Source organism: Synergistaceae bacterium (assembly GCA_031267575.1).
In the GTDB taxonomy this organism is placed as follows: domain Bacteria; phylum Synergistota; class Synergistia; order Synergistales; family Aminobacteriaceae; genus JAIRYN01.
This window is the reverse complement of the sequence record JAIRYN010000045.1, coordinates 37,405-57,112: the sequence shown is the minus strand read 5'-3', so window position 1 is coordinate 57,112 and position 19,708 is coordinate 37,405. Positions and strand designations below refer to the sequence as shown.

The following is a 19,708-nucleotide window of genomic DNA, read 5'->3' as shown; positions in this document are numbered from 1 at the left end:
GTAAACAATCTCTTGAGTATTGTAGCATAAAGTTTGTAAGCGCAAACTCAACTAGATATTAAGAATACACCGAAATTCGTCCCGTCTAGAAGGGAATTTCAGTGTATTGCCGTTGATTTTTTAGAAAAATTGATCTAGCTGGCGATGATTTTGGTGTAAATATCGCGCAGAAAATCCTGCGTGACTGTTTTCTCCCATTTACCACCGAAATGACTCAACCAGAGTTTACTCAAACCCAGGGCCGTCTTGACCATTTTGTCGATTTGCAAGGTGTCGATGCCATAGTCTCTGGCTTTGGGAATAGGGATTTTGTTGATGTGGAGATATCGAAGAGTTTCTTCATATCCGCTGTCCCTGTAAAGATCGACGAGCCCCAGCATGGAGATCGTCACCGCCACGCTATGAGGCAATGTGGGGCTGGAGTTGCTCAGACCATAAGATATGGCGTGACTGGCCCCGACCCGGCCTCCGATGGTGCTGCTGCTTCCAAGGATGGAAGCTCGCGCGGAGCGGACGGCCGTGTCCAGGTCGTACTGGGACAGATCTTGGGAAAGAACGCTCCGGGAAAGCTCCAGACCGTCCTTGGCGTCTTGAATGGCGTCGGGTTCGCTAGTCTTGCTGCGGCTGATCTCGTAGTGATGGAAGTAGCAATCCATCATCGTGAAAAATCGGTTGAATTTTCTGGCTCCTTCGGACAATTGAGGATCTACGACAGCGAGCTTTGGGGCGACGTGGAGCGTGTTGATGCCCAGCTTCTTTTCAGGCCCTCTCAGCACGGCGATGGGCGTTAGCTCCGCCCCTGTTCCATTCAAAGTCGGCATAACCCAAGCGTCGACCCCCGGTAACATATCGAAACCCCAACCTTGATACTCCGCGGCGGACTTGGGGTTCTTCAAGCAGATGCCGGTCGCTTTGGCCAAATCCATGGTGCCGCCTCCGCCCACGCCAACGATCACATCGGGATCCAGATCGTTATCTCGGATTGTTTTCACCAGAAAATCCACGTCTCTAGTTTTTGGTTCCGAGGCTGTCGCGTCGAATAAAAATAGATATTTTCCGTCTTGTTCCAGTATCGGCGCAAACTTTTCTTGCTTGGCCAGGGCCTTGTCCAAAATGAAAAAGGGCTTGCTTTTTCTCTCGCGCAACAGACCGAAAAAATCTCCCACTCCGTTTTTTGACAGAACTATTTCGCTTGGAATCTCTGTTCGCCACCACTTGGGGGCCTGGATAAAATCGTCCAACGCTTTCATGTCCTTCAGCATTTTATATCCCCCTCACGTGTTTGCGATTCTGTATTCTTTGAGTTACTTTAATTGTTTTTATTAATGGTGTAACCCCCGAAAAAACGTAAATCAATATCAGTGACTTCTCGACAAAAATTGTTAATATAGCTGATTTCCCTATTGCTGGATAAGTGAGTATGAAAATCTCATGATCGCGAAAGTGTCCGGAAATTGGACGTCTGATGCATGGAATATTATAATATCTCATAAAATAAGCATACATGACTATAAAATGAAGCACAACAATGGCGCGTCTTGAGGATATAACGGTCGGCAGTAGCGTAATAGGGCATCGCGGGCGACGCGTTCATGAGCGTAATGGCGGTCACATTTAGGAATGCGAACGACAACGCGGCTGAGCAGTTATTATAGCGCGAGAGCGCAAGACGAAATTCATCGACAAGACAGCCAAAGCGGTCAAGAGGTGTGCGAAAGGCGCGGACATCGCGATGAGTAGTGCGGAAATCTTACTGAGACAAAGGTGATGCCATATGAAAAATGATGCTTTTCAAAATGGCGCGACGTGGTGTCGCGCGGATTTTCACCTGCATACCAAAGCAGACAAAGAATTTGTCTATACAGGCGAAGAGAATTTTTATTTTTCTTCTTATGTGGACGCATTGGCGAATGCCGACATCGGCATCGGCATTATCACAAATCACAACAAGTTCGACTTTGAAGAATTCAAGGCATTGAGCAGTACAGCAAAAAAACAAAACATCTTCCTGCTACCCGGCATTGAGTTGTCTGTCAATGATGGCGCGAATGGTATCCACACGCTTATCGTGTTCTCCGATGAATGGCTGAAAAACGGACAGAATCACATCAACCCATTCTTAAACGTGGCGTTTGAGGGTAAGATTCCCGCGAATTATGAGAGTAAAAATGGTAGAAGTTCTCTGAACTTAATGAATACTATCAAAAAGCTCGAAGACTACCATAAAGATTTTTTTCTTGTTTTTGCCCACGTCGAGCAGTCCAGCGGATTGTGGACCGCATTAGATGGCGGGCGATTGCGGGAACTTGGACAAGACGATTTTTTCAAACACCGCGCGCTTGGGTTTCAAAAAGTCAGCACTCACGACAAACCAGACGCCAAATGCCGAACTAAAGTAAAAGACTGGCTTGGCAAAGCCTATCCCGCGGAAGTCGAAGGCAGCGACCCGAAAAAAATTGATGAAATCGGCGCAGGAGAAAGATGTTTTCTTAAACTTGGTGCGTTTACTTTTGAAGCGGTCAAATTCGCGTTGATTGATCACGAAAACCGTCTGCGTTTGAAGAACGTGCCGAAACGCACAAATTCACATATTCGGCAAATCCGCTTTGAGGGTGGGATGCTGGATGGCGAGACAATCCGATTTTCACCGGAACTCAACGTGCTCATCGGCATTCGCGGTAGCGGCAAGTCCTCCGTTCTCGAAGCCTTGCGCTATGCCCTAGACATCCGGCTCGAAGCGAATGCTCATGATCGAGAATACAAACAAAAGCTGGTGGCATGGACGCTTGGAAGCGGCGGAAAAGTTGTAATCGACGCCACCGACCGTCATGGCCAGTCTTTCCAAATCCGACGCATTTGGAAAGAAAACACCGATGTTTTCAAATTTGTTTGTGCTGGGACAACGCGAAAACGAGATGGAAGGCGGTCAAGAGGCGTTTAAACGGAGGAAGGAGATTTATCGGATATGGAAGCCATAGAACTGCTTGCTATCCTGGAGCGCGGAGAAAACAGTCGCCATCAGTTCAAAAAAAACCTCAACAATTCCGACGCGCTGACCGCCGAGTTCATCGCATTCAGCAATGGCGGCGGAGGGCGAATCTTTATTGGTGTGGACGATAGCGGTGTCGTTACGGGGTTGACCGGTGAAGATATCCGGCGGTTGAACCAAATGATCTCCAATGCCGCCAGTCAAAATGTCCAGCCCGCTATCAATCCGGTAACCGAAAATATCAAAACGGGCAACGGTCTTGTCATGGTTGTCGAAGTGCCGGCCGGCATCAACAAGCCTTATCAAGACAAGAACGGCGTGTTTTGGGTGAAAAACGGTTTGGACAAAAGAAAGGCGACTTCCCGTGATGAAATACAACGGATGTTTCAAAAATCCGCACGGATTCACGCGGATGAAATTCCGGTTTCTGGAGTTACCGTCGCCGATTTGGATCTGGATTATTTTAAGGATTTTTTTCAAAAACGGTTTGGCGAAACTCTGGACGATCAAATTTTGTCGTTGCCAAATATTCTGGAAAACATGAACTTATTGAAGAATGGTTCCTTGAATATATGTTGCGCATTGCTTTTTGCGAAATCACCGCAGTATAAACTTCCTGTTTTTATTGTCAAAGCGGGAGCCTTTGAGGCGAACGATCTCGCTACAATTCACTACAATGACAGCCGCGATATTACGGGAAAATTATCCGATGTTTTCTATCAGACCGTCGCTTTTATTGTCTCAAATCTCCACCATATCCAAGACGAGCAAGGTATAAACAGCGTAGGCAAACCGGAGATTTCCGTGGAATCCATTGAAGAGCTGGTTTCCAATGCTTTGATCCATCGTGATTATTTTATCTCAGCGCCTGTACGGGTGTTCGTGTTTTCCAACCGTGTCGAAATAATCAGCCCTGGACACTTACCCAATAATTTAACCATTGAAAACATCAAATCGGGAAACTCTAACGCGCGAAATCCGACATTGGCGTCTTTCGCAAACCATGTACTGCCTTATCGCGGCTATGGATCCGGAATCATTAGGGCTTTGGCAAAATATCCTCACATAGACTTCGTCGATGACCGAGAAGGGAATTTGTTCAAGGTAACTTTGAGACGAGGACAAGATTATTTTGGAAAACGCGGTGATTGAAATGGACGATGGGAATGTCGGAATACAAACTATCTATCAAAAAACCCTTTTATACGCCGCTGGCCGCCACGCTTTGCGAAATCAAATGCTTCCGGAATCCGACATTCCTTACGTCGTGCATTTGAGCAACGTTTGCATGGAAATTTTGATAGCCGGACAACATACGAAAAACTTCAATCTTGAGCTTGCCATCCAAGTCTCTTTATTACACGATGTTTTGGAGGACACGGAAACGAAGGATGCAGATTTGACAAGTATCTTCGGAAAGAATGTAGCCTATTGCGTCGCTGGATTGACGAAAAACGAGTCTTTGCCGAAATCTGAACGCATGAATGATTCTCTTGCGCGGATAAAAGAGTGCCCAAAAGAAGCCTGGGCGGTAAAATTGGCGGACAGAATCACGAACCTCCAAAAACCACCGAAAAGCTGGTCACTCGATAAGATCGCCCATTACCGCGAGGAAGCGGAACTAATTCATGACGCTTTGCGGAAAGGCAATCGTTATCTCGCGAAACGATTAGCAAGGAAAATAGACGAATACGAGAAGTATTGCTTAGATTGAATATCTCATTAGAATATCTCATTAGAATATCTCATTAAATATCTCATTAGAATATCTCATTGAATATCTCATTAAATATCTCATTAAATATCTCATTAGAATATCTTAAAGGAAAATCGAAAAATACGGCTTCAAAAATGAGATTGTCCCTTAGAAATAGAACTCATCCCGTGCGGAGCCGGATGGACTCATGTCTACTTGACCACTCGCGGCGGAGGAATTAGCCATGAGGAAGAAAAGAATCTATAAAACGGTACAGGTTAAAAAATCCAAAGTGGTATTTCAGGAATATCGTTCAATGTGCCACTTTATCTTAATGAATTTATGTCAGTCACTCAGGGGCGGAACAGTATTTTGATTTTTTTCCCACTCACCGAACACTTTCTCGTAATTCCCGTAAAGGGCCTGAAGCGCATTTTGGAGGAGAAGCGGCAAAGACAGCGGATCCAGTCGTTTGGACTTCCCTCTTCCCGCTTTGGGTATATTGAATTATCGCATGTTATTGTTCATGTCTTTTGAGAGTGAGCGAGGGTATTTTGGAGAAAGGCCCCGACTGTTATAATCTTTCTATTTATAAAAGTAACTGAAGGGAAGTGCGAAAATGAAGTTAGGCGAAGACGATGTACGCGCCATCGCGGATGAGGCGCGGCTTTCTTTGACAGACGCGGAGCTGGTCGGAGCGGTGCGCTACATCAACAACTTCCTGGAGATGGTAGACAGGTTCAAGGAGCTCGACCTGAAAGACGTTGAACCTTTCTGTTTCGCGGAAACCAACGTGTGCCCCTTGAGAAAGGACGTTCCGGCGGTGTTTCCCGACGCGAAAGATATCTTGGCTGAACGGACGAGAGACATGGGTTCCTTTTTCAAAGTTCCGCGTATTGTGGAGGACGCCGTGGGGAATCGTGACGTGTCTTGCGAGCCGGCTATGGGGGCGTAGATTATGGAGTTTCACGCACTGGGAGTACACGAAATCGCGGCGGGCGTTCGAGCAAAGAAGTTTACGGCCCTCGATGTTTTTAATGAGTGTTTAGACCGAACTATCGCTTGTGAAAGCAAGTTGTCCGCTCTTATCACCGTGACAGCCGATTCCGGACGAGCTCAGGCCAGAGAGGTGGACGCGGGCATCGCGCGAGGCGAGGAGATGGGACTTTTGGCCGGTGTCCCGGTGATCCTTAAGGACAACATGTGCACTCATGGCATACGCACCACGGCGGGAAGCCGCATTTTGGGGTATTGGTCCCCTCCTTATGATGCCACAGTATGGAGGTTGCTTTCTTCCGAGGGGGCTGTGCTTCTGGGTAAAGCCAATATGGATGAGTTCGCTATGGGAAACACCACCGGCACCTCGGCCTTCGGTCCTACGGCGAATCCGTGGGACCTTTCCCGGGTGCCGGGAGGTAGTTCAGGCGGTAGCGCGGCCAGTGTGGCCGCGGCCTATACGCCCCTCGCTCTAGGCAGTGACACGGGAGGGTCTATTCGTCAGCCAGCGTCTTATTGCGGCATTTACGGACTAAAACCCACTTATGGTCTGGTGAGTCGTTACGGATTGATCGCCTATGGCTCCTCCTTGGACCAAATCGGTCCTTTCACCCGCGATTTAGAGGACATGGCGCTGGCGATGCAAATTTTAGCTCACCATGACCTCAAAGATTCCACAAGCGTCGCCAAAGGCAACATCGATTTTTCCCTTCCTATGGGAGACAAAAATGGCAATGTGAACTTGAAGGGCAAACGTATCGCTTTGGTCAAGGATTTTCAGGACTTCACCCTGGATCCGCCTATCGCGGACGCCATGAGACGCGTTTTACGCGTCATGGAGGAAGGAGGGGCTGAGATTTCCGAGGTGTCATTGCCGACGGTGGCTCGTTATGCTGTGGCGTGTTATTACGCCATCGCGGCCTCGGAAGCTCACACAAACTTGGCGCGTTACGACGGGGTACGTTATGGACTCATGGTGAACACGGCGACGAGTTTGAAGGATATGTTCGAGCAAGTGCGCTCTCAAGGTTTTGGTAGTGAGGTGAAGTCCCGGATCATCGCGGGAACTTGCCTGACCGAACCGGTTCGCAGCGAGGAGTACTACGTGGCGGCCACGCGGGTACGCACGTTGATTGCCGCCGAGTTCGGAAAAGCCTTTGAGAAGGTGGACGCCATCCTTCAGCCCGTAACTCCCTCACTACCGGAGAAAATCGGAGAGTCGGACGAGGACGCGATGAAGGGCTACGAGTCGGACCTCTATACCCTGCCTGTCAATATGGCGGGGTTGCCGGGACTTTCGTTTTGCACAGGCTACGCGCGAGACAGCGGGCCCGTGCCGGGCTTTCCCAGCGAGCCCACGTCGGGACTTCCCGTGGGATTGCAGCTTGTCGGGCCTCGGTGGAGCGACAAAAATCTTCTCGACATCGCCTTCGAGTTGCAAAAAGTTTTAGGCGCTCCTCAAATCGCGAGAGGAGGAATTTGACCATGTCCGATAAAACAAGCGGTGATGCTCTCACCTTCACGCCAGTCATAGGCATCGAGATTCACATACAGTTGAAGACCAAGTCCAAGATCTTTTGTTCCTGTTCGGCGGATTACACCCATGACGCGCCCAACTCGCACATCTGTCCTGTTTGTATGGGGCTGCCCGGCTCTATGCCCGTATTGAACGAGACCGTGGTCCAGCAGGGGATGCTGGCGGGAATGGCGTTGAATTGCGGGATACAACCGACGACGTATTTTTTCCGTAAATCTTATTATTACCCCGACTTGCCCAAGGGACATCAGATCACCCAGAGCGACCTGCCCATCGCGGAAAAGGGCTATCTCATGATCAAAGACGACGCGGGCAACCCGAAAAGGATCCGCATCACGCGCCTGCACTTGGAGGAAGACGTGGGCAAGCTCCACCACAGTGCCGCGGATGGAAGGCTGGAGGGAGCGGCTACGTCCTACGTGGATTACAATCGTTCGGGGTTACCCTTAGCGGAGATCGTTTCGGAGCCGGATATCTCCTCGGCTCGGGAGGCCGTGGAGTACGCGACGGCGTTGCGGCGGCGGGTACGTTACTGCGGCGCGTCGGACGCGGATCTGGAAAAGGGCATGATGCGTTTTGACGCCAATGTGTCGGTCAAATGTTCGGATGGGCGCTGGGGTCGTAGGGTTGAGGTTAAGAACATGAACTCCTTCCGTGCCCTGGAACGGGCCATTGAGTACGAAGTAAAGCGCCAGTCAAAAATTCTGACGGAGGGCGGAGAGGTGTTGCAGGAAACCCGCCATTGGAACGACGCGAAGGAAACGACCATGGCTTCGCGGGTGAAAGAATTTTACCGCAAGTTCATCGTGGAGCCGGATCTGCCGCCCCTGGTAGTCTCTCCGGAGTGGGTAGAAAACACGCGCGCGGCCTTACCCGAAATGCCGGACGAAAAACTTCGACGTTACGTGGAAGAGTGGGGTCTTTCCGAGGTGGACGCGGCGATATTGGCGGACTCTCGGGACGTTGCACAGTATTTCGAGGCTTGTGTCACCGCTGGGGCAAACCCGGCTCGGGCGAGTAATTGGGTGCGCACGGAAATTCTGCGGACTCTCAATGAGAGACAAAATCAGAGACAGAATGAGAGACAGAACGATAAGCAGATGGGGGCGGAGGAACTCGCCGTAAAACCCGAGGCTTTGGCAGAGTTGCTTATCCGCGTCGATGGGGGTAAGATTTCCACGACTCTGGCTAAAAGCGTCTTCGAGAACATGCTGGAGGGACTTTCCTTGGACGAGGCGCTGACAAAGAGCGGCGCGTCGGAGGGAGGCGTGAAGGCTGACGTGTTAAGCGATTTGGCGCGCGCGACTCTCGCGGCTAATCCTGACGTGATCGAGGAGATCAAGGCCGGTAAAGACGTCAAGGGCAAAAAGCTCAAGTTTTTGCAGGGTTTGGTCATGCGGGAGACAAAAGGACAAGCCCGACCCGAGGAGGTGGCCGCCGTGATTGAGGCTGCCATCAAGGTTCTTCTGAAATGAGGTGTTGCCCCCGATTTCTTTTATAACGAAGAGACCGGGGGCATATTTTTTTGTGATTTTTTTGTAATCGCTTTTCTATTCGCGACCCCCGGTGCGCGTCCTTTGGGGGCGTCCCGGAATCAAGAGGAGGTAGTTGGAGATTATGGGATCACGTCAACCTGAGAACACGAGAAGTTTTGCGCTGGTGGCCCACGGCGGAGCCGGAAAAACCACCTTGGCGGAGGCCATGCTTTTTGATAACGGACAAATTTCCCGTATGGGAAAAACGGAATCGGGCAACACTGTCAGCGATTTCAGCTCGGAGGAACAGAAACGTCAGATCTCGATAGGAACCTCGCTCATGACTCTGGAGCGAGGAGGCAAGACTCTCTTCGCGCTGGACGCCCCTGGTTTCGCGGACTTTACAGGTGAAATGAGCGCCGCCATTCGCGTGGCTGACGCGTCGTTGCTCCTAGTCAGCGCGGTGGGCGGCGTCGAAGTTCAGACCGGGCGGGCCTGGGAGTACGCGACGGAAAACGCCTCTCCCGTAATTTTCTATATCTCCAAAATGGACCGAGAAAACGCCGATTTCGATAAGGTATTGGATGACATAAAAGAGCAATTCTCGAACAACGCGCTTCCCGTGTTTCTACCCATTGGAGCCGAGGCCTCCTTTAAAGGGATTGTCCACGTGCTGAAGGGCAAGGCGTACACCTACAACCTGGACGGCAGCGGCAAATTTGTGGAAGAGGACATTCCCATGGATATGGCTGATGCGGTGGCAGCGGCGAAAGAAGCCTTGTTGGAGGCAGCCGTGGAAATGGACGACGCTTTGATGGAACGCTACTTGGAAGAGGAGCCCATAAGCGACGAAGACTTGGTGAAGGTGGTTCGAGCCGCCATTGCGAAACGCCGTATTTACCCTGTTCTGGCGGGGGCGGCGGCAACCAACGTAGGGGTACATCAGTTGTTAGACTTCGTCGTGGACTATTTCCCCTCGCCCATAGATCACGGTCCCGTCAAAGCCGAAAAATCCGACTCCGACAAGAGTCTGATCGAGATCGTGCCCGATGTCGCAGCGCCCTTCTCCGCCCTTTGTTTCAAGGTGATGGTCGATCCCTATGTGGGCAAGCTGTCGTTTATACGGGTCTATTCCGGCACTCTGTCCTCCGAGGGCAACAACATCTACAACGTGAAGAAAGGTGAGGACGAACGCGTCAGTACCTTCAAATTCATGACGGGCAAAGATGGCAAGGATGTGAAGGAGATCATCGCCGGCGACGTCGTGGCGATCCCGAAACTTCAGAGCACCAAGGTGGGGCACACGCTGGCGACGAAGGGCGGCGCCTCATACCTGTTCCCTCACATCGAATTTCCCTTGCCGGTCTACAGTGTGGCCGTAATCGCGAAAACTCGAGCGGACGAGGACAAGCTGGGTAACGCCATCACCAAGACTCTGGAGGAGGACCGCAGCCTGACTTTCGAGAAAAACCCGGAAACCCACGACAATGTTCTGTCTGGTATGGGAGACCTGCACATCGACATCGTCCTGGCGAAGATGAAAGAACGCTACGGTGTCGATTTAGATACGCGTACACCCCAGGTTCCCTATCGGGAGACGATCAAAAAGACCTCCGAGGCTCAGGGGAAGCACAAAAAACAGAGCGGCGGCCATGGGCAATACGGCGACGTCAGCATCCGCTACATCCCCCAGGAACGGGGCATTGGGTTCGAGTTTATGGACAAGATCGTGGGCGGCGCCGTGCCGAAGAACTACATCCCCGCGGTGGAGAAGGGCCTTCATGAGTATATGGAGAAGGGACCCTTGGCCGGTTTTCCCGTGGTGGACTTCAAGGCGGAGCTTTTCTTCGGGTCTTATCACGACGTGGACAGTTCGGAGATGTCTTTCAAACTTGCCACCCGGCTTTCCTTTAAAAAGGGCATCCTGGACGCGTCCCCAGTGCTTCTAGAGCCGATCATGAACGTGGAGGTCATTGTTCCCGATCAGTACATGGGGGATGTGATGGGCGATTTCAACAGCCGGAGGGGACGCATTATGGGCATGGAGGCCCGAGGACGGCTCCAGGTGGTGAAGGCCCAAGTTCCTTTGGCAGAGATGTTTCGTTACGCGATCATTTTGCGCTCCATGACCTCGGGCCAGGGGAGTTTCTCTATGGAGCCTTCTCATTACGAGGAAGTTCCGGGCGACATCGCCAAGAAGGTCATCGCTGCCCACAAACAGGAAGAAGAAGAGGAATAGTCATTCTATGAGGAATAGTCATTCTATTATGAAAGATCTTCAGATATGAAAGATCTTCAGATATGAGAGATCTTCAGAGGGCGGCGGATGATTGCACGTTGAACCGTTCGCCGTCTCTTGGAGTGGTGTTGCCGAAGAACTTGGGACAATGGGTCTCCGACGTTTTGGACCTGTTGGAGAGCCAGTGGCATAATGAGGCGATTCCCCGCGATTTTGCCCATTCGGAACCTCTAGATGGTCTGATTCTCACCGTGCTTTCCCAGCACACGAATGACCGGAACCGGGATGTGGCTTTTTCCCGCTTGAAAGACCGCTGTCCCACCTGGGAAGTGGCCGCTGCCGCGGGGTATGAGGCTGTGGAAAAGGCGGTGCGCCCCGCCGGGCTCGCCCCGACCAAGACCAAGCGCATACTGGAGATTTTGGAAATCGTTTTGAGGGACTTCGGGCGTTATTCGATTTTACCTCTCGTCGAAAAAGGTCGGGACGAGGCGCGGAGCTATCTTTTGTCTTTGCCCGGAGTAGGGGAGAAGACGGCGGCCTGCGTGCTCCTGTTTGACATGCGCCTCCCGGCCTTTCCCGTGGATACGCATATCGCCAGGATTTGCCAGCGTGTGGGATTCGTGCCCAATAAAACGCCAGCCGAGGCTATTTGCGCGCTGCTGGAGCGTCAAGTCGAACCTTCTCGTTACCTGGGCGGGCATATTAACATTATCGAGCACGGTAGGGCCATCTGCAAGGCCCGCAACCCACTTTGCCGGACGTGCGTCGCGGCGAGGCTCTGTTCTTTTTACGCGAAACAGATTTTCGCGGGTCCCGATGCCGAAAGCGTATAAGCGTATAATAATGAACGAAGATTATTTTATGTTCCAGGCGCTTCTCGCGGCGAAAGAGGCTTTGGTCCGAGGAGATGTTCCTGTTGGTGCAGTGTTGGTGAGATCAAAAGAGATCTTGGCGAGAAGTTCGAACACAAAAACTATCGATCCGACGGCTCACGCGGAAATGCGAGCGATACGCGCGGCCGCGGAACGAATCGGGAGCTGGAACCTGAGAGGTTGTGATCTTTACGTGACGCTGGAACCTTGTCCTATGTGCGCGGGAGCTTGTATCAACGCCCGTATACGCAACGTCTTTTTTGGGGCGAAAGATCCCCGTGCCGGCGCGGCTGGATCTCTGTATAATTTGCTTTGCGACATTCGACTCAACCATCGATGCGGGGTATGGGGGGGCGTGCTGGAAAATCATTGTGCGGCCGTTCTCAGAGAATATTTCGAGTCGAGACGTCGTAGGAAAAAATTTGAGTCGGAAAATTTGAATCGGAACGAAGACGTTCTGCGATATAGATTATAATCGGCACGGAGAGGGATTGAACGTCTTGTTGTCGACATGTTTGAATTCGAATCTGAAACTTTACGAAATTGGAGACCTCACAAGAGACCTGGCGAGGAAGTTGTCCTGTTCAGAGCTGACGGCAATGGTATTCGAGATGTGCCATGAAAACAAGCGTTCGGATGTGGACTTCGCTCAAGCGTGGCTGAAGCCTCGGTTCGAGGAGTTGATGGACGCTTTGAACCTGGGAACCGCCAGCCTCGAGGCCGCGAAAAAATGGCGGTCCAAGTGCTCTTTGGGGAATGTTGTTGTTTATGGAGATTACGATGTGGACGGGGTTGCCTCAACGGTGTTGGCTATGGAGATCTTTCGCCACAAGGCCCTAGGTGTTCGTTATTTCATTCCCCGCCGCGACACGCAAGGTTACGGGCTCCATTCATCCGTATTGGACCGGCTGACCGAGGGTGGTTGTAATACTTTGGTGGTCGTCGATTGCGGCACTAACGATGCAGATCTTTTGCGTTCTCTCGAAAAACGAGGCGTGGACGTGTTTGTTTTCGATCATCACTCGGTGAGCGCGCGCGATTCTTTTTTCCCCATGACGGTCAACCCCTGCGCCGACGGCGATGAAATGGCGAAAAAACTTTGCGCCACAGCAGTACTCTGGAGCTGGGCTTGGAAGGAGGAAATCGTTCCTCGTTCCTGGTTACGTTACGTACTGGACTTGGCGGCTTTGGCGACTATCTCCGACTGTATGCCCCTCAACGTCCTGAACCGTGCCATCGTGCGGAATGGCTTGGCTTTGATGCGCAACAATCCCAGAAGGGGCCTTGCCGCCTTATTCGATAAATTGGGTGTCACCCAACAAACCCTGTCGGAGGAGCAACTGTCCATGCGGGTCATCCCTTGTTTGAACGCGCCGGGCCGGATCGGGTGCGCGGATGTCTCAGTCAAAGCGCTTCTTGGAATTGGCGAACTTTATGCTTACGTCAACGACTTGGTCAAGGCCAACAAAAGGCGGCAGATGCTTTCTGAGCGAATCGCCAACGAGATCCGCGAATCCAAAAGTGAAGAGCGTCACGTGATGTTCGACCACGAGTGGCCGGTGGGAGTTTTGAGCGGCGTCGCTAGCCGCATATGCGGCATGAGGCACAGTCCGGTAGTGCTGGCTGCGCCTGTAAAAGGCAAAATACGCGGTACATTACGCGTTCCCGCGGGGGGCAACGCCGTGGGAATTTTGAGTTCCATTTCGGAGAACTTGGAAGCCTGGGGAGGGCATCGATACGCCGCCGGTTTTTCCGTGTCGTCGGACCGTTGGGCGGAGGTGGAAAAAAGTCTGGAGGCGCTTTTGTCTAATATCGAGGTCGAGGAGGAAGTCATCAAGGCCATCACTCTTTCGCCGGCTCAAATCAGCCTCGGGGACTGGCGGGCGGTGGGAGACTTGGGCCCCTTCGGCAACGACAATCCCTGTCCTTACTTTTACAAGGCGAGGCACGAAGCGGATCGGATTCTTCCTCTAGGCAAAGACGGCAAACATTGCTCCGTCGTTGTGGACGATACGCGCCTACTGGCCTTCAATGCCGCGCCCGATCTCGGGGGCGCCTCCGGCGTGACGGGTTGGATTTACCATCCGCGCGTCGACTATTGGCGCAACGAAGAGCGTGTTCAATTTGTGTTGGACTACGTTGTTGAGGGCGAGAAGTGACAGCCATGTCCAGTTTTGGACCTGCCGAAATGAAATCCATCCTGAACAGCGTTCCCGAACTTTCGGCGAATAACGAGTCAAAGGAAATGTCTCAACTCAGAGACTCGTTTTTTACTCGTTTGCCAGACGACTGTAAAACGGAGTCTGTTAAAAACGTTTGGCACGAATTGTGGACAAAAACCGTCGCCTATCTTTCTTCCTCACAGCTCACTCAGGTAGGCAAGGCGTTTCTCTACGCGGGTGAGGCTCACGTCCTTCAAAAAAGATCAACAGGAGACCCTTATGTGGTACACACCCTCAACGTGGCGGTGATTTTGGCGGAAATGCAGAGCGACTCAGCGGCGCTGTGCGCCGCATTGCTCCATGATGTCCTGGAGGACACTGAGACGACAGCCCCTGAGCTGTCCGCCATTTTTGGGGAAGAAGTGGTGACCTTGGTGGACGGCGTCACAAAACTGGGGAAATTGCCTTTTATGTCCCAGGAAGGATATCAAGCCGAAAACCTGCGTAAAATGTTCATCGTCATGGCGCGGGACATTCGCGTGGTCCTGATCAAGCTGGCGGATAGGTTGCACAATATGAGAACGCTAGCCATTTTCAGACCGGAAAAACAGAAGCGCATCTCCCGGGAGACCCTGGAGATTTTCGCGCCTCTCGCTCATCGTTTAGGTATTTATCAAATAAAAAGGGACTTGGAGGACCTGGCCTTCAAATACCTCCAACCGGAGATCTATAACGACATCCGCCGCAGGGTTCGCAGAAAGCTCCCTGAGCGGGAGAAGGTCATTCAGGAGGGGATAGCGAAGCTGGAAGCCCGGCTTGCCGAACACAACATTCCCTGTAAAATCAAAGGTCGCGCGAAACATTTTTACAGTATTTACGAAAAAATGGAAAGGAAAAAAATCTCCTTCGACGAGCTTTACGATCTTTTGGCTATACGGGTTTTAGTGGACGACATTTCGACGTGCTACGCGGTCTTGGGCATCGTGCATTCCCTATGGGTCCCCATTCCTGGACAATTCGACGATTACATCGCAAACCCTAAAAACAACATGTACCAATCGTTACACACGACCGTCATGGCCTTCGAAGCGCCGATGGAGGTTCAGATACGCACTAAGGAGATGAACCGACTGGCGGAATACGGCATCGCCGCTCACTGGCTTTACAAGTCAGGCGGAGTGTCGGCCAGCAACCTGGACGCGAAGCTAATGTGGGTGCGCCAGGCCCTGGAGGGGGAACAGGAAGGACACGATCCGGAAGATTTTCTTGATCTTTTGAAGAGCGACGTCCTGACTTCGGATGTGTACGCTTTCACGCCTCAGGGCAAAGCCTTGGTGTTGCCCAAGGGGGCCACGACCATCGACTTCGCTTATGCTGTGCACACCGAGGTGGGGAACCGTTGCGTCGGAGCCAGAATCAACAATCGTATCGTTCCCCTGAACACGGAGGTGAAGAACGGAGACATCGTTAAGGTCATCACCTCTCCTCAAGGCGCCCCTTCTCGAGATTGGATGCAGATCGCCAAGAGCACCAAAACCCGTAGTAAAATACGCAACTACTTTCGACAGATCGAAAAGACGGACCGCGAGGAGAAGCTGACGCGGGGTTGGGAATCACTGGAAAGAGAACTGAAAAAACGGGGAATTGCCACAAACGACGTGGAGGAGTTTTCCCCTTCTCTCAATAAAGTCGCCCGCGATCTGGGACTGATGGGTAAAGAAGATTTACTGGTGGCCATAGGGTCGGGCTCCGCCGGGCCCAGTACCGTGGCGCAAAAATTGGCTTTGGCTGACCTGCAACGTCACAATCCTTCCGACGATCTCGAATCTATTCTCTCTAATCGGCCCAAACGACCTGATCTGGATATTCTCGTAGAGGGGTATGAAGGTGTGCAAGTGGTGCGGGCAAATTGCTGCGAACCCGTTCCGGGCGACGCTATCGTGGGTTATACCACTCGCGTGAGAGGGATTACCGTCCATCGGATGGATTGCCTCAACATTCTCAACGCTCAGATGGGGCGAGTCGTCCACGTCAGTTGGAATACCTCTTCGGGCTCAGGAAAATTTTACACGACGCGAATCAAGGCGGAAGCCATAGACAGGGGAGATTTGGTTCGTGACGTGGCTCAAGTTATCGGGCAAGCCAACGGGAGTATCCAGGGAATGAAAGTCTCGATTGTGGATAATACACTGGTGCGCATCAAAATAGAGCTCAGGGTAAGAAACCTGGAGCACCTTTACGAGATTACCGGCAAACTGAACGGTGTCAGGGGTATGATGGAGGTAAGCCGGGGATGAGTCCGCTAGTCTCGATTGATCGAGAAGGAGATTGCTTCTAGTTTTACTGCGGCTGTAAATATTCTCAGAGTGGGGGCATCCACTCTTAAAGGAAAAGACGTAAGACCGGTTTCAGTTGGCTGTCTTTGTCGATCTTAGAATCCCACAACTTTAGTCGTGGGAGTATGTCAATAAAGCAGACTATTATTAATGCTGACTTAGCTTGCAAACGGTTTTTCAAGACGAAGAAAGGATTTCCAAAATTTAGGAGGAAACATAGTAGCGACACCGGCTTTTATGTTCTTCGGAACAATGACTTCGTAACAATGACTTTGTAACAATGAAAAGAACACGGAAGCGTGGCGGCATCGAATCAAGATACTCACCCTAGGCTGGGTAAAGCTGAAAGAGTATAGGTATATACCTGTTGGGTTATCCGATGGAATAAGAAATTAAAACGCGGTCTTAAACGAGAACAACGTAAATTTTTTCAAAAATTAATTATAGAAAGAAGGTGAAACCTGCTACTGGAAAATTTGCGAACCTAGACAAATAGCGTATTAAAGTCCAGAAAACCTACTACAGACTTGATTGTGTAAGAAAAGACTATATCAACAAAATAGTCTCTGTACTAGTGATGACCAAGCCTGCCTATATCACAATCGAGGACTTAATATTCTTGGAATGATGAAAAACAAGCATCTCTCAAAGGCCACAGCGGAACAGAATTTTTACTGTTTTGAAACAAAGTTGGCTGAGAAATGCAAGAGGCACAACATAGAGCTTCGAGCTGCTGACCGATTTTTTCCCTCATCTTTTTTCCCTCATCGAAGATGTGCTCGAATTGTGGGACTATAAAGATTGTGGGGCTATAAAGATCGTGGGGCTATGTGGGGCTATAAAGAAGGATTTGAAGCTCGGGGACCGTGTCTATATCTGCCAAGAATGCGGGTTGAAAATAGACCGCGATTTGAACGCGGCTATGAACTTATAGTGTAAAGCGATGTACCGTGAGTTACACGGGAATTTAAGCCTTTGGACTTCCGTACAAACTTGAGTAGCTTTGTCGAAAGAAGGAAGGATGAAGAAGGAAGGATGAAGAAGGCAAAATCTGGACTATTACACATTTGTATAAGTTTTCAGTAGCAGAGAGGATAAAATGCGTGCTGTGGTGCAAAGGGTCACCCGATCTTGCGTTTCTGTGGAAGGAAATGTCGTCGGCGAGATTAGTGGAGGGTTATGTATACTGTTGGGCGTCGGAGTGGGAGATGCCGAACGTGATGCCGAATGGCTGGCTGATAAAATAGTAAACTTGAGAATCTTCGAGGATGAAGCGGGAAAGATGAATCGCTCTCTTTTGGAGATCGGAGGAAGCGCCTTGATTGTCTCCCAGTTTACCCTTTATGGCAACTGCCGTAAAGGACGTCGTCCATCCTTTGTGGAGGCGGCCTCCTCTGAAGAGGGAAAGCGCCTGTACGAGTATTTTATGGAGCGAGTGAGGCTTCGGGGTGTAAAGGCGGCGTGTGGAACGTTCCAGACTCACATGGTGGTGGAAATCGTCAACGACGGTCCCGTCACTTTGATGATAGACACGTGCGCGGATATGGGAAGGATGAAAGAATAAGGATGAAAGAATTATGAACACGAAAGGCGATATAAGCTACAAGCGTTTCCCTTTAGGGTCGCTGTGGACTAACGGTTATCTTTTTTTCGACGGGGAGGGGGTAGCCTTTTTCGTCGATCCTGGAGGGGACCCGAGGGAAGTTCTCGAATACCTGACGCGTAATCATTTGACGCTCTCGGCGGTGTTGCTTACTCACGGGCACTTGGACCATATCGCGGGGATCGAGGCTCTCGTTCCTTTGGTGGGAAACGCTATTTACATTGCCCTGGAGGACGCCCCTCTCCTGAAGGCGCCTCCTGAGGAAATGCGGAGGGCTCTGGGCTTGGAGTGCGAAGGTATTGAGGATTTCAAGACGGTTTCAGAGGGAGACGTTCTCTCTGTGGGGCAATTCGAGATAAAAGTCATGGAGACCCCGGGGCACACCCGGGGTAGTGTATGTTATCTTATTTGCTTGGGGGAAAAGAGCGTTTTGATATCGGGCGATACGCTGTTCGCGCAAAGTGTTGGAAGAACGGATCTACCCGGTGGAGACTCCTCTACGCTTTTTACGTCGCTACGAAAACTGGCGACATTGCCGGACGACCTGGTGGTTCTCCCTGGGCATGGACCGGGCACAACTATAGGACAGGAGCGGGAAAGCAATCCCTTTTGGCCTTGAGGCGCTGGCCTCGAGGCGCGAGAAAGCGCTTTGAAGAATATAAAACGAGGCATCGAGTCGGCAAAGGAGCTTTTTTGCCGAGTTTTTTGAGGCTTTTTGAGGTGATGAGGTAGGATGTTCAAGTACCTTTCCGGAATTTTGGGACTTGACGTGGGAATAGATCTGGGAACCAGCAACATTGTGGTGTACGTAAAAGACGAGGGCATCGTTATTAGTGAACCTTCTACTGTGGCTGTGCGCAAGTTGCCGCGGGGGGGAGGAATCGAAGTCATCGCGGTGGGGCGCGAGGCGAAATCCATGGCCGGCAAGACTCCCACGGGGGTACAGGCCATATGTCCGCTCCAAGACGGCGTTATCGCCAACTTCGATATGACCGAGGAGCTGATACGGTATTGTTTGCGTAAAGCCAACGGGGGGAAGTCGTTTATGTCCCATCCGCGCGTGGTCATATCGGTGCCTGCCGAGATCACGGAAGTGGAACGCAAGGCCGTGGTCGATGCCACTCTGGGAGCTGGAGCCAGCGAGGCATACGTGGTGGACGAACCGATTTCGGCAGCCTTGGGGGTGGGATTGCCCATCAGCGAGCCGCGAGGCTGCATGATCGTCGACGTGGGCGGCGGGACCAGCGAAGTATCCGTCATTTCTTTAGGGGGCATCGTGGTGACCAGCTCCCTTCGCACAGCGGGCAAAGATATGGACAACGCCATCATCGCCATGCTGCGCCAGCGCTATGCTCTTTTCATAGGGGAAACCACGGCGGAGGAGGTCAAAAATACCATCGGTTCGGCCTTACCCCTTTCTCTAGAGCTGGAGATGGCAGTCAAGGGACGGGATTTGACGGATGGCCTGCCCAAAATCGACATGGTTTCCTCCGTCGAAGTCCGGGAGGCCCTGGACCCGATTTTTTTGCGTATTGAAGATATGGTCAAGGTGGCCTTGGAAAAGACGCCTCCTGAGCTGGCGAAAGATATTGTGGACCAAGGGGTGGTCCTTTCCGGAGGTGTGGCGCTCATGAAGGGTTTTGCCGAACGGCTTGCCAGGGCTATCAACACACCTGTCATCGTGGCGGAAAATCCACTTTTCTCAGTGGCGTTGGGAGTGGGCAAAATTTTAGAAAATCTCGGGGCGATGCGGCGCGTCCTCATGTCTGTGGAGCGGGGAGCCCGTTAACGCAGGTTTGACTC

Annotated in this window: 16 protein-coding genes; 15 read left to right on the top strand and 1 reads right to left on the bottom strand. The window is 51.4% G+C overall.

The annotated features are described in order from the left end of the window. Nucleotides 1-134: 134 nt before the first annotated feature. A complete protein-coding gene (locus LBJ36_06640; GenBank protein ID MDR1378716.1) occupies nt 135-1,262 on the bottom strand; it encodes an iron-containing alcohol dehydrogenase in 1,128 nt (375 codons plus the stop codon). 512 nt (nt 1,263-1,774) lie between these two features. Between LBJ36_06640 and LBJ36_06635 the strand changes: the two genes are divergently transcribed. The 15 genes from LBJ36_06635 (at nt 1,775) to LBJ36_06565 (ending at nt 19,694) form a co-directional block, all read left to right on the top strand. Beyond that, the gene (locus tag LBJ36_06635) at nt 1,775-2,941 is read left to right on the top strand and encodes an AAA family ATPase (GenBank protein MDR1378715.1); all 1,167 of its coding nucleotides are present in this window, start codon (nt 1,775-1,777) and stop codon (nt 2,939-2,941) included. A gap of 24 nt (nt 2,942-2,965) precedes the next feature. Continuing rightward, nucleotides 2,966-4,141, top strand: a complete 1,176-nt coding sequence (locus tag LBJ36_06630) for a putative DNA binding domain-containing protein (GenBank protein ID MDR1378714.1) — start codon at nt 2,966-2,968, stop codon at nt 4,139-4,141. Beyond that, nucleotides 4,122-4,703 (top strand): HD domain-containing protein, encoded by a 582-nt coding sequence (locus tag LBJ36_06625; GenBank protein MDR1378713.1) that lies wholly within the window; start codon nt 4,122-4,124, stop codon nt 4,701-4,703. Before LBJ36_06630 ends, LBJ36_06625 begins: the two co-directional genes overlap by 20 nt. Nucleotides 4,704-5,304: 601 nt before the next feature. Further along, entirely contained in the window at nt 5,305-5,640 is a 336-nt protein-coding gene (gene gatC / locus LBJ36_06620) for an Asp-tRNA(Asn)/Glu-tRNA(Gln) amidotransferase subunit GatC (GenBank protein MDR1378712.1), read from the top strand. A 3-nt stretch (nt 5,641-5,643) separates the two neighbouring features. Continuing rightward, entirely contained in the window at nt 5,644-7,164 is a 1,521-nt protein-coding gene (gene gatA / locus LBJ36_06615) for an Asp-tRNA(Asn)/Glu-tRNA(Gln) amidotransferase subunit GatA (protein MDR1378711.1), read from the top strand. A 2-nt stretch (nt 7,165-7,166) separates the two neighbouring features. After that, nucleotides 7,167-8,693, top strand: a complete 1,527-nt coding sequence (gene gatB, locus LBJ36_06610; protein ID MDR1378710.1) for an Asp-tRNA(Asn)/Glu-tRNA(Gln) amidotransferase subunit GatB — start codon at nt 7,167-7,169, stop codon at nt 8,691-8,693. A 142-nt stretch (nt 8,694-8,835) separates the two neighbouring features. Next, nucleotides 8,836-10,932 (top strand): elongation factor G, encoded by a 2,097-nt coding sequence (fusA, locus tag LBJ36_06605; protein ID MDR1378709.1) that lies wholly within the window; start codon nt 8,836-8,838, stop codon nt 10,930-10,932. A gap of 62 nt (nt 10,933-10,994) precedes the next feature. Then, nucleotides 10,995-11,765, top strand: coding sequence for an endonuclease III (locus LBJ36_06600; GenBank protein MDR1378708.1), 771 nt, complete (start codon nt 10,995-10,997; stop codon nt 11,763-11,765). Continuing rightward, on the top strand, nt 11,749-12,279 hold the full coding sequence (tadA, locus tag LBJ36_06595; GenBank protein ID MDR1378707.1) for a tRNA adenosine(34) deaminase TadA: 531 nt from the start codon (nt 11,749-11,751) through the stop codon (nt 12,277-12,279). The genes LBJ36_06600 and tadA overlap by 17 nt, the downstream gene beginning before the upstream one ends. A gap of 40 nt (nt 12,280-12,319) precedes the next feature. Beyond that, a complete protein-coding gene (locus tag LBJ36_06590) occupies nt 12,320-13,963 on the top strand; it encodes a DHH family phosphoesterase (protein ID MDR1378706.1) in 1,644 nt (547 codons plus the stop codon). A gap of 5 nt (nt 13,964-13,968) precedes the next feature. Further along, the gene (locus LBJ36_06585) at nt 13,969-16,263 is read left to right on the top strand and encodes a bifunctional (p)ppGpp synthetase/guanosine-3',5'-bis(diphosphate) 3'-pyrophosphohydrolase (GenBank protein ID MDR1378705.1); all 2,295 of its coding nucleotides are present in this window, start codon (nt 13,969-13,971) and stop codon (nt 16,261-16,263) included. An 859-nt stretch (nt 16,264-17,122) separates the two neighbouring features. Then, nucleotides 17,123-17,236, top strand: coding sequence for a transposase (locus LBJ36_06580; GenBank protein MDR1378704.1), 114 nt, complete (start codon nt 17,123-17,125; stop codon nt 17,234-17,236). Nucleotides 17,237-17,401: 165 nt separating this feature from the next. Continuing rightward, entirely contained in the window at nt 17,402-17,866 is a 465-nt protein-coding gene (gene dtd / locus LBJ36_06575) for a D-tyrosyl-tRNA(Tyr) deacylase (protein ID MDR1378703.1), read from the top strand. Nucleotides 17,867-17,879: 13 nt separating this feature from the next. Next, complete coding sequence (locus LBJ36_06570) at nt 17,880-18,524, top strand: MBL fold metallo-hydrolase (GenBank protein MDR1378702.1); 645 nt, start codon at nt 17,880-17,882, stop codon at nt 18,522-18,524. A gap of 114 nt (nt 18,525-18,638) precedes the next feature. Then, on the top strand, nt 18,639-19,694 hold the full coding sequence (locus LBJ36_06565) for a rod shape-determining protein (GenBank protein ID MDR1378701.1): 1,056 nt from the start codon (nt 18,639-18,641) through the stop codon (nt 19,692-19,694). The last annotated feature ends 14 nt before the right edge of the window (nt 19,695-19,708 follow it).